Origin of the sequence: Vibrio sp. 1CM24A, from assembly GCF_023161725.1 — a bacterium.
Classification (GTDB): domain Bacteria; phylum Pseudomonadota; class Gammaproteobacteria; order Enterobacterales; family Vibrionaceae; genus Vibrio; species Vibrio coralliirubri.
On record NZ_JALNTS010000002.1, the window covers coordinates 356,557 to 372,057 of the forward strand.

15 protein-coding genes are annotated in these 15,501 nt (G+C 41.7%); 8 read left to right on the forward strand and 7 right to left on the reverse strand.

Translation table 11 applies throughout. The features are described 5' to 3' along the window. The first annotated feature begins 4 nt into the window (after positions 1–4). From MSG38_RS05420 to rmf, 4 genes are all read left to right on the forward strand, one after another. A complete protein-coding gene (locus MSG38_RS05420; protein ID WP_019823251.1) occupies positions 5–265 on the forward strand; it encodes a glutaredoxin family protein in 261 nt (86 codons plus the stop codon). Further along, positions 243–2,159, forward strand: a complete 1,917-nt coding sequence (locus MSG38_RS05425; protein WP_059019859.1) for an ABC transporter ATP-binding protein — start codon at positions 243–245, stop codon at positions 2,157–2,159. The genes MSG38_RS05420 and MSG38_RS05425 overlap by 23 nt, the downstream gene beginning before the upstream one ends. Before the next feature lie 9 nt (positions 2,160–2,168). Next, positions 2,169–3,872: a DUF3466 family protein gene (locus tag MSG38_RS05430; RefSeq protein WP_248401227.1), complete on the forward strand. Its 1,704-nt coding sequence runs from the start codon at positions 2,169–2,171 to the stop codon at positions 3,870–3,872. Positions 3,873–4,033: 161 nt separating this feature from the next. Beyond that, positions 4,034–4,207, forward strand: a complete 174-nt coding sequence (gene rmf, locus MSG38_RS05435) for a ribosome modulation factor (RefSeq protein WP_017059676.1) — start codon at positions 4,034–4,036, stop codon at positions 4,205–4,207. 254 nt (positions 4,208–4,461) lie between these two features. On the opposite strand, the gene fabA is transcribed toward rmf, so the two are convergent. Both fabA and MSG38_RS05445 read right to left on the reverse strand, forming a co-directional pair. Beyond that, complete coding sequence (gene fabA, locus MSG38_RS05440) at positions 4,462–4,977, reverse strand: bifunctional 3-hydroxydecanoyl-ACP dehydratase/trans-2-decenoyl-ACP isomerase (RefSeq protein WP_017059675.1); 516 nt, start codon at positions 4,975–4,977, stop codon at positions 4,462–4,464. Positions 4,978–5,047: 70 nt separating this feature from the next. Then, the gene (locus tag MSG38_RS05445) at positions 5,048–6,700 is read right to left on the reverse strand and encodes a Lon protease family protein (RefSeq protein WP_248401228.1); all 1,653 of its coding nucleotides are present in this window, start codon (positions 6,698–6,700) and stop codon (positions 5,048–5,050) included. Positions 6,701–6,889: 189 nt separating this feature from the next. Between MSG38_RS05445 and matP the strand changes: the two genes are divergently transcribed. The 4 genes from matP to MSG38_RS05465 all read left to right on the forward strand — a co-directional run bounded on the left by matP (position 6,890) and on the right by MSG38_RS05465 (position 9,459). Beyond that, positions 6,890–7,345 carry a macrodomain Ter protein MatP gene (gene matP, locus MSG38_RS05450; RefSeq protein ID WP_248401229.1) on the forward strand — a complete coding sequence of 152 codons (456 nt, stop codon included), beginning with the start codon at positions 6,890–6,892 and terminating at the stop codon, positions 7,343–7,345. Between the two features lie 23 nt (positions 7,346–7,368). Then, a complete protein-coding gene (locus MSG38_RS05455) occupies positions 7,369–7,677 on the forward strand; it encodes a DUF3634 family protein (protein WP_017059672.1) in 309 nt (102 codons plus the stop codon). A gap of 105 nt (positions 7,678–7,782) precedes the next feature. Then, complete coding sequence (locus MSG38_RS05460; protein ID WP_017059671.1) at positions 7,783–8,094, forward strand: hypothetical protein; 312 nt, start codon at positions 7,783–7,785, stop codon at positions 8,092–8,094. Positions 8,095–8,238: 144 nt separating this feature from the next. Beyond that, a complete protein-coding gene (locus tag MSG38_RS05465) occupies positions 8,239–9,459 on the forward strand; it encodes a hypothetical protein (protein WP_248401230.1) in 1,221 nt (406 codons plus the stop codon). A gap of 95 nt (positions 9,460–9,554) precedes the next feature. Here the strand turns inward: MSG38_RS05465 and MSG38_RS05470 are convergent, their stop codons facing one another. From MSG38_RS05470 to MSG38_RS05490, 5 genes are all read right to left on the reverse strand, one after another. Further along, a complete protein-coding gene (locus MSG38_RS05470) occupies positions 9,555–10,157 on the reverse strand; it encodes a DUF2971 domain-containing protein (protein ID WP_050649903.1) in 603 nt (200 codons plus the stop codon). 264 nt (positions 10,158–10,421) lie between these two features. Next, positions 10,422–11,024, reverse strand: coding sequence for a porin family protein (locus MSG38_RS05475; RefSeq protein ID WP_248401231.1), 603 nt, complete (start codon positions 11,022–11,024; stop codon positions 10,422–10,424). Positions 11,025–11,956: 932 nt separating this feature from the next. Further along, complete coding sequence (locus MSG38_RS05480) at positions 11,957–13,678, reverse strand: ATP-binding protein (protein WP_048610971.1); 1,722 nt, start codon at positions 13,676–13,678, stop codon at positions 11,957–11,959. Further along, on the reverse strand, positions 13,678–14,862 hold the full coding sequence (locus MSG38_RS05485) for an FIST N-terminal domain-containing protein (RefSeq protein WP_248401232.1): 1,185 nt from the start codon (positions 14,860–14,862) through the stop codon (positions 13,678–13,680). The genes MSG38_RS05480 and MSG38_RS05485 overlap by 1 nt, the downstream gene beginning before the upstream one ends. A gap of 115 nt (positions 14,863–14,977) precedes the next feature. Next, on the reverse strand, positions 14,978–15,343 hold the full coding sequence (locus MSG38_RS05490; RefSeq protein WP_048610975.1) for a hypothetical protein: 366 nt from the start codon (positions 15,341–15,343) through the stop codon (positions 14,978–14,980). Between the last annotated feature and the right edge of the window lie 158 nt (positions 15,344–15,501).

The following is a 15,501-nucleotide window of genomic DNA, read 5'->3' on the forward strand; positions in this document are numbered from 1 at the left end:
TATAGTGCTTACTCTCTACAGTACAGAAGGGTGCCATCTATGTGAGATGGCATTCCAACTCACGGAACAGTTGAACATTAGCCATCACGTCAACGTTGTCGACATTGCATTTGATGATGAGCTCTTTTCCCGTTACGGGGTCACTATTCCGGTACTCAAATTTGAAAGCTCTGACCTTTCTCAAAGCTCAGAGCTTAACTGGCCATTTGGCTTGTTAGAACTTAATGATTGGTTAAAGAAGAATGGCATTACTTACAATTCATAATGGGCAATTAGCGTTTGGCGATCACCCGTTATTAGATCGTGCGGACTTTGCACTGCAAGAAAACGAACGTGTGTGTTTAGTCGGGCGCAATGGCGCTGGTAAGTCTACATTGATGAAAATCCTGTCTGGGAACATCATCATGGACGACGGCAAGATGCAAATCACACAAGATGTGGTTGTATCTCGCCTTGAGCAAGATCCACCGCGTAATGAAGAAGGCACCGTTTATGATTACGTTGCTGGTGGCCTAGCGGAAATCGGCGAACAGTTGAAGATCTACCATGATCTTCTGGATCTCATCGGCACTGACCCAAGTGAAAAGAACCTAAACCGTCTTACTCGCGTTCAAGAGCAGTTGGATCATGCGAACGCATGGCGCTTTGAAGATCGCGTAAGTAACGTAATGGCTGCGCTTAAACTCACAGCTGAAACTAAACTGACTGATTTGTCTGGTGGTTGGCAGCGTAAAGCAGCGCTTGCTCGTGCGCTTGTATGTGACCCAGATGTGCTTCTACTCGACGAACCGACTAACCACTTGGATGTTGCGACAATCGAATGGTTAGAAGGCTTCCTGAAAGACTTCCGTGGTTCAATCATCTTTATCTCGCATGACCGTGCTTTCATCAAATCGATGGCAACACGCATTGTTGATCTTGATCGTGGTAAGTTGAGCTCGTTCCCTGGCGATTACGAAAATTACCTATTAGATAAAGAAGAAGCGTTACGTGTCGAAGAGATGCAAAACGCTGAATTTGATAAGAAGCTTGCTCAAGAAGAAGTATGGATTCGTCAGGGCATTAAAGCTCGTCGAACTCGTAACGAAGGCCGCGTACGTGCGCTTAAGAAGCTACGTGAAGAACGTTTGAACCGTCGTGAAGTGCAGGGCAAAGCGATTATCCAAATCGACGATGGCCAGCGCTCAGGCAAGATTGTATTTGAAGCAGAGAACATTAACTTTGGCTTCGAAGGCAAAGAGATTGTTAAAGACTTCAGCTTCAACATCATGCGTGGTGATCGTATTGCTCTGATTGGTCCTAACGGTTGTGGTAAGAGTACGGTACTCAAGCTTCTTCTTGACCAGCTTAAGCCTGATTCAGGTCGTCTGCATTGTGGTACTAAGCTTGAAGTAGCTTACTTTGACCAGTACCGCGAAATTTTAGACCCTGAGAAGTCTGTAATTGATAATCTTGCTGATGGTAAGCAAGAAGTGACCGTAGGTGGCCGTGAGCGTCATGCACTAAGCTACTTACAAGATTTCTTATTCTCTCCTAAACGTGCTCGTACTCCTGTTAAAGCGCTGTCTGGTGGTGAGAAAAACCGTCTGTTATTAGCTCGTATCTTCCTTAAGTCGAACAACTTATTGATTCTCGATGAGCCAACCAACGATCTAGATATCGAAACTTTGGAACTTTTAGAAGATTTGCTTGCCAACTATCAGGGTACGCTTCTTTTAGTGAGCCACGATCGTCAGTTTGTTGATAACACGGTTATGACAAGTTGGATCTTCGAAGGTAACGGTGTGATTGAAGAATTTGTTGGTGGCTATCACGATGCTCAGCAGCAAAGAAAGCAAGCATTAGAGTACCGACAGGTTGAAAAGCCATCAAAGCCTGAGAAAGTAGTTGAGGAAACTCCCAAAACTGCGCCAGTTAAGGCTAAACCTAAGAAGTTATCGTATAAGCTACAACGAGAACTAGAAGCGCTGCCAATGCGTTTAGAAGAATTGGAAACTCAAATTGAAACTCTTCAGGAAGAAGTCAACGATCCAAGCTTCTTTTCAAAATCTGTAGAGCAGACACAACCAGTATTAGATAAGCTATCTGCAGTAGAGCAGGAGCTTGAAGTTGCTTTTGAGCGCTGGGAAGAGCTCGAGGCACTACAACAGGAAAGTTAAGAAGTAATAATGACTTGTACTAAATTTAAATTAACAACAGTTGCAGCATTAGTTTTTGCTGCAACTAACGCGAACGCAGCGCTTTACAAAGTAGTGGAGGTAACGCCTTCGATTACTGGTGCATCTGAAATCTTTGGTGTAGCTATTCAACCAGCGAGTGTTTCTGGAACAGAGAGTTGTTTTACTACTGGTACTGTCGGTGGAGTTGCATGTGACAGCTTTAAATTAGCTGGTGAAACTCGCAATACGGTCGAGGCTGTAAGTTATCGTGAAGAAGTTCCTTTCGCAATGGATGCACCGTTCCAATATATTCAAGAGTTTGATGATTTTGAAAACTATTGTTATAGAGAGCTAAGATACTCTACATGTGAGAGTTGGGCTCAAAATCGTTGGAACGACACTTGGAGCAAGGAAAGAAATGACCTTACTTACGTCAATGCAAAAGCGTTTGTTGAAGGTGGAGCTACATTTGAGAGTCGTAATACGGTAATTAACTCTCTAGACGATAATGCTCAACCGCTAGGTGTTAAATCTGAAGGCGACATTCGCAATAACGCGCTGTTTACGACGACAGCGAAACCTACCGGATCTTCTGAAACGCGTGCATGGAAAGCTATAACGGCAAGTAACGGTACTGTTTATAATGTAGGTAGTGTATCTGAGGAGTTTGCACCGACTGATACATCTGAGCCAGATAAGGCTTTTGCTTCTAAAGCGGCTATTTGGGACGGTACTACAACAAAAGAAATCGATTGGATTCGCAGCGGTAACGCTCAAGAAGGTGATTATTTTGCTCAAGGCAGCATGCGCTCAATCGTTGAATCAAACTCTGTTTTCTATGGTGTTGGCTATAATACTGAAAATGGAAACGGTGACCTACAAGACATGAATGCCAGTGTCTTTGTGAGTGATTCGTTAGATCTAACGAGTGCGACATGGACGACTAAGCAGGTTAGTGGTGCAGAGGTTAAGTCTGGCTCGTCCAACGATGATGCTAGATACAGTAACTCTGTAGCGACTGACATCAACGATAATTTGTTCGCTGTTGGTTATTCTAAGCGTAATGGTTATGTACCAGAGAGTGGTAGTGCAGGTAATAAGCCTTTCGTTGTTACTGATGCATCTGCAACGACTCCTACGGCAACATACCTATCCGGTGATATCTTCTTTGGTGGTTCAAGTGGTGAAGCTAAAGCCGTTAACAATTTTAATGAGTTTGTTGGTCAAATTGACGCAGAAACGACTCGTGAAGTAGACGGAAGTGAGCGTAGACACAGAGGCTTTATCTACCCGTACAATGTTGATTCCTCTATAGATGAGCGTCGCGTAGACATCTTTAACGGCCAAGCTTGGTGGTTAGATGATCTAACAAATGACGGCAACGTGTCTGGAGAGAACAACAAGTTCCGAATTATTGATGCTACTGACATCAATGATGCTGGTGTGATCTCAGCAACTGCGATCAAATGTACCGTTGGTGGCACGACTCAACCATACGATACTACGTCTCACAACTCATACTGTGGTGGCGCTGCGTCTAACGCGGTAGAAGAGGTTGTAGCCGTTAAACTGGTTCCAATTGCTGGTGCTACTAAAGATGATATTCAAACTCGTAGCGCCGATACCGAGAAAGTAGATCGCCAAGGTGGTAGCCTAGGTTGGTTAACTTTGACTGTGCTTGGTCTGTTAGGGTTCCGCAGAAAATTTAAATAATTTTATCTCTTGAGCCCGAGTTCACAATTCTGAACTCGGGCTTTTTTTCGCCTTGAGAAAAGTGAAAATTTGATCGATTCTTAAAGTTGGAGTCACAAAAACTCCGCAAAGTTGTAATCATTGTATGTTAGTAAATGGAACACCCGTATGAGGACTGCACTATGAAGAGACAAAAGCGTGATCGACTAGAACGAGCACAATCTCAAGGTTACAAGGCTGGTTTAAATGGACGGTCGCAAGAAGCTTGCCCATATAGCCAAATGGATTCTCGGTCTTATTGGTTAGGTGGATGGCGTGACGCCAAAGATGACAAGCAATCAGGTCTCTATAAGTAGAATAGGGCGCAAAGAATTAAAGGTCAGGGCTCCATTGTCTGTTGATTTCAACGGCTGGAGCCTTGTTAGTTTCAGAAGAGTGCTAATCCCCAGAGCTATAAAGTTATTATAATCTCGCTATTATAAGAGCGTCTTGCTGGTGGATTTAACCTATTTCACGCTTAGGCCTGAATACCTTGATGCACTATAACTAAATTTATTGAAATGAAAATAAAGCAGCTATGGGCTGCTTTATAGAAAATCTAACTATTCGATTAGAATGCTGACGTATCTTGGAAAAGGCCAACTTTCAGATCTTTAGCAACATAGATCTCTTTACCATCAACAAGTACGCGACCATCTGCAAGGCCCATAACTAGGCGACGGTTAACAACGCGCTTCATGTGGATCTCGTAAGTTACTTTTTTCGCTGTAGGTAGAATTTGACCAGTGAATTTCACTTCGCCAACACCTAGAGCACGACCTTTACCTTCGCCGCCAACCCAACCAAGGTAGAAGCCAACAAGCTGCCACATAGCGTCAAGACCTAGACAACCAGGCATTACTGGGTCACCCGGGAAGTGACAATCGAAGAACCATAGGTCAGGAGTAATATCCAGCTCAGCAAGAACTAAACCTTTACCATAATCACCTTCAGTCTCAGACATCTTAGTGATGCGATCCATCATTAGCATGTTCGGTGCTGGTAGTTGAGGGCCTTGTGGCCATAGTTCGCCTTGGCTTGATGCTAGAAGCTCTTCGCGAGTGTAAGAATCACGTTTGTTTTGCATTATCAATTACTCCGATTTTTGATAGGTGCATATTAGTGAACAGGTGTACGCTAAACAAGTCCGATCAGTACTAGACAAACCAGTTTTTAATGCGTCCAACGATTCCAATAGGGTGCTCATGTCTTTCAAAGTTTTCAATACGTTCCGCGATTTTGCTCAGAACGCTTTCTTGTTCATCGTCTCTAAATGGCTTGTTCATAATGAGAGGAATTGCTTCGTCTACATTAGACACAGACCAAATATGAAACTCTTCATTCTTAATGCTTTCAATAAGGTCAGGCTTTAGTGCGAGGTGTCTTAAATTCGATCTAGGAAGGATCACACCTTGTTCGCCTGTTAGTCCGTTGTGCTTGCACACATGGTAGAAGCCTTCGATCTTCTCATTGAGCCCACCAACCGCTTGTACACGACCAAATTGGTCGACAGCACCTGTAACCGCAATTTGTTGATTGATAGGGTATTCAGACAAAGCACTCACCAGAGAACAAAGCTCAGCAAGAGAAGCACTATCACCGTCTACTTCGCAGTACGATTGCTCAAACACAACAGAAGCTGCGTATGGCAAAGGATCTTCAAGGTTTAGTGCACTGCTCACAAATGCTTGCATGATCATCATACCTTTAGCATGAAGATTACCACCCAGTTCGGCTTTACGCTCAACGTCAGCAATGTCACCATCACCAAAGTGAATAACGCAGGAAATTCGAGCAGGTTCACCATAAGAGATCGGGTGTCCGGGAACATCGATAACCGTCAGACCATTAACTTGACCAACTTGTTCGCCCTCGGTTTCGATAATGACTTGGCCATCTCGAATATCATCAAGAGCGCGTTCTGGTAGGTAAGATTCACGGTTATATTTGTGCTGTTGAGCTTGTTGGATATGGTCAATATCTATCTCACCATTGTCGGCTTCAATCAGAGCTTCGTTCAATAACGCATTGTGCCAAATAGGGCATAATGGAATATAGCTCTGATCTTCAGTCTCTCTTGCTCCGGCAGTAAGAATGCCCGTCAACGCTTGTTGCGTGATGGTTGGCAATTTATAGCGTTGTTGAAGCCACTTTAGGTAACCAAGATATTGAGTCAAAGTCTCTTCAGAGAGCTTGATGTCTTGTTCAATTTCGCTAAATAGGCAAAAACCGGTTTGAATATCGCTGTCCAGGTAATCAAGATCACCTAGTTGAGCTCTGTCTCCAACCACAATCAACTTAATGTTGTAAGTCAAAGACAAAGTCGGGGATTGGTTCAAGTGCTCTGGGTTACTGCTGATTGGTTCTACGGCTTCACCAAGCAGTGCTGATTTAAGCAGTAACCAGCTTCCTGGGTTGGCCAAGATCAAGTTTGCTGAAACGATCAGATAGCCGTTGTTTGCTCTAGCCAGTAGGCCGGGCTTTGTCGCTACAACCTTACCGTCTTTTGACTGAACTTGGTCAAACAGAGAGACAGCATTTAAAGACTCAGTTTTTATAACCGGTAGAGTGTGATCATCTAAAGCAGTGACTAGAGATTCAACAATCATTTGACGATAGATCGAATTGTCTGGAGCGTTTACAAGTAAAACACGCGAAAGGTTAGACAAACGGACAAAGCGGGTTAACGCATCTTTGAATCTATGTTGAATATCTGAAAACGGGAAAGGCGAGATGTCAGGGAATTGCTCTAATTGAGCGCTATATTCGTCGTACTGAGGCGTAACATGTCGCCAATCTACTTGAGTCATTTAAGTTTCTGATTATGATAATGAGGTAGGGAGTATATAGAAAAACCGATCTCGCTTGTAGCTCTATGTTGTAGTTACTAATCACTAAGCTAATATAAGTATGATCTTGGTCTATTCTTTCAAGATCATAATTGTTAAATAGCCTATTTTGGGTTACGCTGTCACTAGGATTAACTCTCGAGATTAGACATGAAATATCAGCAACTTGAAAACTTGGAATGTGGTTGGAAATGGAACTATCTGGTCAAAAAATGGAAAGAAGGCGAGTCGATCACCTGCCACATAGATTCAAGTGAAGCTGACATTGCTGTTAAAGCCTTATTGAAGCTTGAACACCAACCTACAGGTGTCCTTGAGTGGATATCTAACAACATGTCTCCTGAGCTCGATAACAAGCTTAAACAAGCGATCAGAGCTAAGCGAAAACGCCACTTCAATGCTGAACAAGTTCATACAAAGAAGAAATCAATCGACCTTGATTACCGTGTATGGGAAAAGCTATCTCAACGTGCGAACGAGCTAGGTTGTACGCTCTCAGATGCCATCGAGTATTTGGTTAGCGAAGCGTCTCGTAGTGAGCAGGCCAGCAAGACGGTGACTAGCCTCAAAGAAGACTTAAGCAAGCTCCTTTCTGACGATAAATAACCATCAACAGTAGTGGTGACATTATGATGTACGTAATCTTAATCGGTGCGGTATTAGTTTTTTGGTTAGTAGCAGTCGACCGACCGGTATTGAAAATTAAATTTAGCGACGGGGCGATCGAACAAGTTAAAGGGCATCTCCCACCGAGCTTTAAGCACAACCTTCAAGAGATTGGTCATAACAATACTTTTAAAGGGGAGCTAAAAGTGTATGCAAAACGTTCTGGCTACAATCTCAAGTTCACCAAAGATGTTCCTAAAAACGTACAGCAACGTATTCGTAACGTGTTCCCGCATAATGGTTTTAAGTCTAAAGGCTCAAAGAAAGCGTAATCGTTGAGAGTTACGCGCTAGCTAGTCAATCTTCATACTAAGTTAATCCCTCATTTCTCTTAAATCTCCGCATACTGTTCTCACCCTCAACAAAGAGAGAGCAGTATGAGATATCTAGTATTACTATTATGTTTTTTATCCCCAGTCGCTTTTCCCGACGATGCATTGGTTAATCCTGTAGCTAAAAAGATAAAAGTCACCGTCATGAAAGGGCTCAACAAGAGTAATGTTGATTTCGAGGGTTATTGCGATCTGATGATTGAGATGAAGCACTCTAAAGGTTACGCAAGAATCAAAAAGGTGAGAACGTCTGGAGATAGTAAAGTTTGCAAGCAGGCGAAAAAACATCTACCGACGAAGAAAAGGTTCAAATACAGCTTTCCAGAAAAGTATATCCGGCTACATATCACACATTAGCTACTCTCAACGCACTATAACTAAATATCCTTAATTTTATTGAAACAATTTCGTGAACCAATCTCTAATTTCTATTAATATTAGTTTTGTTATAAAGGCAGGATATGCCGATACAAGAGCATTTACGGCAAAGGAAAGTCACGGTTGTTGTTAGCAAATAAAAGTTATACCCCTGAAGTAGTTGAGATCTCAAGGAAGGTCTCAATCAATGTTGAAGCTCGCTTTAATCGATGGTTAATCTCACCTGAATATAAGCTCGCACAATCTACAGTAGACACGTTACTAAGTTTGGAAAATAGGTATTGTGATAGTGTCATATTTGATGAATCTGACCGCATATCTCACAATCAACGTATTTTATTGCGCTGCGAGCAGGATAGAGTCAATGCTCATCGTGAGAAAGTCGACGCGAAGCAACAAACCTTACGATACGTTATCGATGATGTCAGCAATGCCGCTTCTGCGCTAATGCTTGAGAAGCTTCAAGGCACATTAATAAGCTCGCTATTTTCAGACTTACCTGATTACAATCAGTTTGCTAGTGTTGCGTATTCGCCATCTTTAAACTTCTCTAAACTCCATGAGATATCCACGAAAAGCAGGCCATTGAGCTCTAGCTTAATCGAGTTTGTTTCCAATCAAGAGTTTGCAGATAAGTATGGAAAGAAATCTAAGGTAGTTCTTGATCCTAAAGTTGCAGCACGACAAATAGGAATCGAAAATTGTCGTTTATTATTCCCATTGTTAATGAGTCAGCAGCTTATTAAGTGGAATGATGGCAACATTAAACACATCACTCCTAAGGTTTGGCAACACTTGGTCGTGACGTCAAATGCGACTCGAATTCGACTTCAAGAAACGTCGGTTAAAGATCCTAACGTAGGAATTTTACTTGGCGTGTTGAGAGTTCTGCCTTTGTTTTTGATTTGTAATCACTTTTCTTCAACGTTTGAAGACGCATTGGTAAAAACGATGCTTGGTTATCGTGAAGCAAGTGACAAGCATGACGAATATTATGCTTGTACTGAGGTGATGCCAAACACACAGTTTCTCGAATCAATGGTCGAGCAGCTAGAGCTTAAGCTACTAAAAAATCTCGTTGAATTTATAGATTGGAGCCCTGGAAACCAGTTCATCAAGAGGGCACTTCTAGAGGAAGTGAATGACATTCCAGTACTTGAGCGAACGGTTTATGGTGCAGCTTTGGCTCAAGGTAGAAAATATTCTGTTTTCGAGGCGTTAGATAATAGTGAACTATTTAACGTTAGGCACCGACCTTATTGGTTTTCAACTGTTCAAATGTCTATCGCGACGATTGAGCAGATGCAAGATAGAGTACTGGGAAAGCTTACGGTGAACATGTAATAAAAAGAGAGAGTCGCATTTATGTGGCTCTCTTTTTTGTTGCGCTGTAACTTTATGTAAGTGCCTGACTTGTTGCTATAATTTTGCTTATCCGTTTAACAGACCACTTCGAATGTAAACGACTCCTGCTTAGCAATTGCGTGCTTAACGGGTATACCGAGGCGCTGGCAAGTCATCAGAACTTTTAACTTCCTATCGGCAGGAGCGTGCTCAGAGAGAATCACCGAGCTTAGGCATTCTCTATTAAGGTAGAGCTTATTTCCGATCATCTCATCATCAGGTAATACCCAACGATATTCCTTTTCATAACGCCAATTAGAATGCTTAATTTTGAATATCTCAGCTCCCAGTCTTGATGTTTGTAAACCACTTAGCGATGCCGGGCGGAACATATTCGGTTCGTCTTCATACTGGACTTCAAAACAGTTGAGATTGGCCTCGCCGTTATAGCAATTAAGGTCATACTCGATACACATGCCTTTAAAGTTGTCACCATACTGTGACCATAGTATTGGGTGGTCACTCGACTGAGAGAAACACATGATCTTAAAGTTGTGTTGAAGTTCTTTGTTGAATACGTGGTTAGATTCAAAAGGGTTATTAAAAGTTTTAGCGTAATCAAACCACAACGAACACTCGGAAATAGATTGTATGTTTCTGTCGTGGAGCGATCTGAACTTATAAAGTTTAGGCAACATATCAAACACCTAGTTTACAAAATTGCCTGATGTTAACACTTTAATTTATTTTTAAGGATTGAATGCATAGCATTTGATTGCTTAATCACCAAGTTTATTCATATAACTGTTTGATAGATCAAAATTTAAACACGAAATAGTAGCCTGTCAAAATAAGATACAACGTAACTTTAATAGGCTGATTCAGTCAAGATATAGGACCGAGTAACGCCCACTTTAGAGAGGTAGGCTTTGCTAGAGTGGGCTAACGGTTATTCGAAGGGGTTAAAACTTGTATCGCGCACCAATATAAGCGGTTTGTGAAGAAACATCGACATCGTAGATTTCAACACGTGCATTTCGGTAGCCAATATGAATGTCGATATTGTCTGTCACTATCGCACCAAGCTCAGCACCGACTTGGTAGGCCGCTTCAGACTTAGAGTCTGATACCCCAAAAGCTTTCGCTTCCATATCCATAGAGCCAACACCGGCCAATAGAGATACATAGAGATCTAAGACGTCACCTTTAACAATAAACTTTGGTTTAATGTTTACGAAAAAAGCTTGGCCTTCAATATCCATTAAGTCGTTATAGTTAACTTTTCCGATTTTTCGGTACTCGGCCTCTAGTCCCAGTTTGACGACATCGTGTGTATTGAATTCGTAGCCCCCAACCAAGTTATAGCTAAAGTCTGATAGATCAGATGAATCTTCAATGGCGTTGCCACGATATTCTAATTCAGTTTCATTATAAAAGCCGATATCAACACCAGCATAAAAATGACCATGCTCTCTGGGTGAGTTTTCGTTTTCACTAGCAAGCGCCTGCGAGCTGATGCCAAAAAAAGCGGTGAATAGCGATAGGGCGATTGTACTGATTTTCATGTAAAGCCTTCTAAGATAATAAGTTATTCAGTTCCAAAATATGTTAACAAACAAAAGATACTCTAACTAATTGAAAACTAGCCTAAACATCTGATTTTAAAGACTTGTTGGTAATAGAAGTGTCAGTATCGCAGTTATGAGACAAAGTAATACAGTCCAGACAGAGGTGAATAGAATTTATGTTGCACTGTAACTTACTATCAGCCAAGTTGTTTAGAGAAGTTCGTCTTGGATGGCAATGCAGTTTGGTAACAATGACCGCTGGGCATCAGAAAATTCAAAGTCAGTGGTTTGAAAAACGAGTCCGGATGTTACTGATGGCGTTAATAGTTGATTCAATTTGGTGAAGAACAAGCCAACATAGATAAACAAGACTAGATGATTCGGGAGTTCGCTTGGTCTTTTTGTACCGTTAAATCTAGCGAGCAAGAGTAACCAAGTCTTTTCAGTCTATTGGTAGTACGGACAATAGACCGAGAGTTAGTGGAAGCATTAATCATCGAAGTTCTTTCGGGAAGTAAAATCAGGGTACTAGTTTTTAACACTCAACCAACAGAGACTCTGGACTAACTTTGGAGAGGCATCCGTAATTAGAAGTCTTAATTAAGTTTGAGCAGACATGTGATAAAGCCATCACGATTTGATTCAATTAACGCGGAGTCAAAGCCATAAAGTAAATAGATAGATTCATGCGGCGCTGTACGTGAAATCTACTGGTAATAAGGCTACGAACACTCTCAGATTTCAATCCCCATAAGTGCGTATTATGTATATTATGTTAAATTGGCTTTAGTATTTATGAGACAGGTATATTTGTATGATGCCCTGCCTCTTGTTTATCTATCAAATCGACGTTCTATTTAACAGTAAGGCTATTTACCATAAAATACCTAATAAACATATTTCCTAATCTTCGATTAAGAATACGTTTATTAGACTTCAAGCATTAATCGATTAATGGCTTCTGTGATCTCTTTGGTTCTTACTGGCTTGGTCACGAAATCATTCATACCAACATCTAAGCACGAACATTTGTCTTCTACTGATGTGTGTGCTGTTAGCGCGACGATTGGTGTTTTGATGTTTGCGTCTCTCATGTATTTGGTTGTGGTTAATCCATCCATAACCGGCATCGACACATCCATTAAGATAATGTCTATCGAGTCATTGGCTCTTTCCACAAAACCAATAGCTTCCTCACCGTTGCTTGCGATGAAAACTTCGTGGCCTTGTCGCGTTAGGATTAATTTGATCACCATTTGATTGGTTGGATTGTCTTCGACAACTAACACTGAATAACGGCTTCTCAACTCTCGTGAAGATTCATCTTCGTTGTTAGCCAGATTATTCGTAACTCTAGTAAGCACTGGTAGTTGTACTTCGAATTTGGAACCTTTTCCTGGTTCACTCTCAACCGATATGCGCCCGCGCATTAGCTCAACCAGTCTTTTAGTGATAGCCAAGCCTAAACCTGTGCCACCAAATCTACGTGTGATTGTGCTATCAGCTTGTACAAATGGACTGAACAGCGACGAAAGTTGTTGCGAGCTAATGCCAATCCCTGTGTCTTCCACCGTTATATAGAAAGAGCTCTGCTGGTACTTGATAGAAACATGCACATGCCCATGTTCAGTGAACTTAATCGCGTTACCAATCAGGTTAAATAGGATCTGTGCTAATCGGCTTGGGTCGATGTAATGCAGTTCACCCTCAGGGATATCGCTGGTTACTGTTAGCGCCAAACCTTTATCGTCTGCTGTCTTCTTTTGTTCAGATAATACAAAAGTTACAGTGTCTCTTACATTGCTCCATTGAGGTGCTAGTGAGAAACATCCAGATTCAATCTTAGAAAAATCCAATACGTCACTGATAATTGCCAATAAAAGCTCAGATGATGTGCTCATATTAAGCAGTATAGACTGTTGTTCTTTGTTCAATGGTGTGGATTTTAGGGTGTCTATTAGGCCAATGATGGCATTTAGCGGAGTTCTTAATTCATGACTCATCATCGCGAGGAATTCAGACTTGGCCTTGTTGGCTCTTTCTGCGTCTTTTCTTGCTGTGACAAGCTCTGCTGTACGTTCTCGAACGGTTGCTTCAAGCTTTTCTTTGTTCTCAATATCGAAAACAGCACGCTCTATCAACGGTCGGAAACGGTTTAGTGTGGCCTTGGTTTCAATACTAAAGTGCTTGGTATTTGAGTGGATAAATATGATGACGGATTGTGTTAGTCCGCTATCTATACCCGTAATAAGAACGGAGTTGATTTGGTCGAGAACAATGGGATGCAGAGAGTTGAACTCTCCAAGAGACTTGGGTTCGAAAAGGATGGCGCATTCACCATTGATGACTCGCGATAGCTTGCCACAATCGCTCCAATTCATCTGTTCGAAGACTTTATTATTGCTTAGCAGGGTTTTGAAACTGCCTTCGTTCCCTACCCTTGATACCACGATAAAGTCATCAAATTTAATGTATTTTTTGAGCACGAACTCAAGACTGGAGAATATCTCAGATATATTACTCGCCTTACTGATCGCAGAGATGGTTGATAAGATCACCCTGTTCTCTTCAGCCAGTTTTCGTTCACGGGCTTTTAGTTTTTGCAGTTCAATACGTGCTTCTTGCAGCGCTTCTTGACCTTCAGAACCCATTACTTTTTCAACCTATAAAACGTTGCAGACGACACCATTAAATTCCCGTGTGCATTCTCACCACCAGAGAGCCTTCCTTGTTCACCAAACGTAAATGGACATATGTACGGAAGCCCATTAAGTGCTTGATTTATTTGGTCACAAACCTCATCCATATCTTGTTTAAGATTGAGCATTGGACCGGCACAAAAGATATTGATCGCCCCGAGTTTCTCTTCAAGATCCATGTCGTTGTAGTATGAGGACTGAATGATATTCGCGGCGCGGCTAATCAATTGCTGCTTAGAACCTTGCATCAAGTAGATGGTGTCACCTTCACTGATGTCTGTGAATAGCTCAATCCCATTACATTCTGTCTCTCTGATCGAATGAGACAATTTGAAATATGGGTAATCGTAAGAAGTGCCGACTTTCCTGCCTAATGGGTAGACTGACGACTTTTCGAATATGTAGCCATCATCACTGCCACCTAAGTGGAAATTAGTCCATTCGTTGTAAACGGTGACGGCTGGCCTGTGGTCTATCTCCAACAAAATTCGGTTTCTTACTTTGGTCACGGTGCCGGAATAGCGCGTGGGCGTGTGTCCCGCGCTGAATGATGAGTAGATAGACTGAGAGGCAAAAAAGACGGTTAAAGAGATACCGTTAATCGAGAGTGACTCTTCGGTAAATATGCTCCAATTTCCAGAAACCTTATTGTCGGCAGCGCTTCCACCGATAATCGGCACCTCAGTACCAAACTTACTGTCTATGGCTGCCATCACCTTCTCCTCGTTACCAGGAGTAGAATGTAGCAAGATTAAGTCTGGAATCTCACCTTCACGATCTGCGTTTTTCAGCGCTGTATCTATGGCGTCGAAAGTGCTTTGCTCGATGGATTGGCTAAAGTGTTTGATGCCAGTGCCGTAGGCGTTGATGCCTGAATCATAGATGATGAGTACACCGATTACTGGCCCAGAGTGGAAGCCAGTTTCAGTCATTATTCCATGGCATGTAGTACAGCCATGGATGGGAGTATTAGGAAGTGCATCTACGAAATATCTCTGCACAGCGAGTGTCGAATACTCTTCTGTGCAGTAGCAAATAAGACAAGCAATATCGTCAGGGTTTTCCACCCCGCTGAGCAACTCATCTACTGCGATTTTATCGTCTAGGAAGTAAGAGACTTTTGATAGAAATTTCATAGATTCTGGGTAACTTTATTAATGCTCTCTTTATAACACTTTAATGCATTGTGTTTCACTGATTTGGTACATATTTCTATCAAAAGACCCGAGGCGTGCCCCAGTTTTATCTCTGTTACTCTTTGGACAAGTTTACAGAAAACGTGCTCACCTGTTGTGGAAATGTAACCGTTATTGAGGAGGTCTTATCATTAGTTTGTAACAGCCAATTTGATGGCCCTTTTTCTTCCAGAATTCCGCTTTCATTATAGCTAATGATAAATTTGCCAGTTTTAGATGTTTCGATCGAATACCCTAGGTTATCGCCCGAAATTAAAACATTATGATTATCAATACCAAATTCACAAGGTTTTGAAACTATACAGTTTACTGTTTCGTTATTATCGTATGTTACTGTTCTCCAAGTAAATGCAGCTATTAAAATAACCAACATGACGATAATTTGAACAAGCCTGCCTTTTGTTAGCTTTTGTGCCGCCATTATAATCTTTACTCCTTGTTACAAAGTTCAAAGTTTTTAAATAAAAATCCAATTCCAGACCAAGCGTAAGGTTACTACTCTGTCATTGATTTGTTAATTCAAGTATAGTGTCGCGTTGAAAATGCCACTTTTTTTTAAAATCAGCAAGTGGAAATAAA

Excerpts from the sequence above, each read along its gene's own strand:
- matP (WP_248401229.1), top strand. The coding sequence starts at position 6,890 with ATGAAATATCAGCAACTTGAAAACTTGGAATGTGGTTGGAAATGGAAC.
- fabA (WP_017059675.1), bottom strand. The coding sequence starts at position 4,977 with ATGCAAAACAAACGTGATTCTTACACTCGCGAAGAGCTTCTAGCATCA.
- MSG38_RS05480 (WP_048610971.1), bottom strand. The coding sequence starts at position 13,678 with ATGGGTTCTGAAGGTCAAGAAGCGCTGCAAGAAGCACGTATTGAACTG.
- MSG38_RS05430 (WP_248401227.1), top strand. The coding sequence starts at position 2,169 with ATGACTTGTACTAAATTTAAATTAACAACAGTTGCAGCATTAGTTTTT.
- MSG38_RS05475 (WP_248401231.1), bottom strand. The coding sequence starts at position 11,024 with ATGAAAATCAGTACAATCGCCCTATCGCTATTCACCGCTTTTTTTGGC.
- MSG38_RS05490 (WP_048610975.1), bottom strand. The coding sequence starts at position 15,343 with ATGGCGGCACAAAAGCTAACAAAAGGCAGGCTTGTTCAAATTATCGTC.
- MSG38_RS05470 (WP_050649903.1), bottom strand. The coding sequence starts at position 10,157 with ATGTTGCCTAAACTTTATAAGTTCAGATCGCTCCACGACAGAAACATA.
- MSG38_RS05425 (WP_059019859.1), top strand. The coding sequence starts at position 243 with ATGGCATTACTTACAATTCATAATGGGCAATTAGCGTTTGGCGATCAC.
- MSG38_RS05485 (WP_248401232.1), bottom strand. The coding sequence starts at position 14,862 with ATGAAATTTCTATCAAAAGTCTCTTACTTCCTAGACGATAAAATCGCA.
- MSG38_RS05455 (WP_017059672.1), top strand. The coding sequence starts at position 7,369 with ATGATGTACGTAATCTTAATCGGTGCGGTATTAGTTTTTTGGTTAGTA.
- rmf (WP_017059676.1), top strand. The coding sequence starts at position 4,034 with ATGAAGAGACAAAAGCGTGATCGACTAGAACGAGCACAATCTCAAGGT.
- MSG38_RS05445 (WP_248401228.1), bottom strand. The coding sequence starts at position 6,700 with ATGACTCAAGTAGATTGGCGACATGTTACGCCTCAGTACGACGAATAT.
- MSG38_RS05460 (WP_017059671.1), top strand. The coding sequence starts at position 7,783 with ATGAGATATCTAGTATTACTATTATGTTTTTTATCCCCAGTCGCTTTT.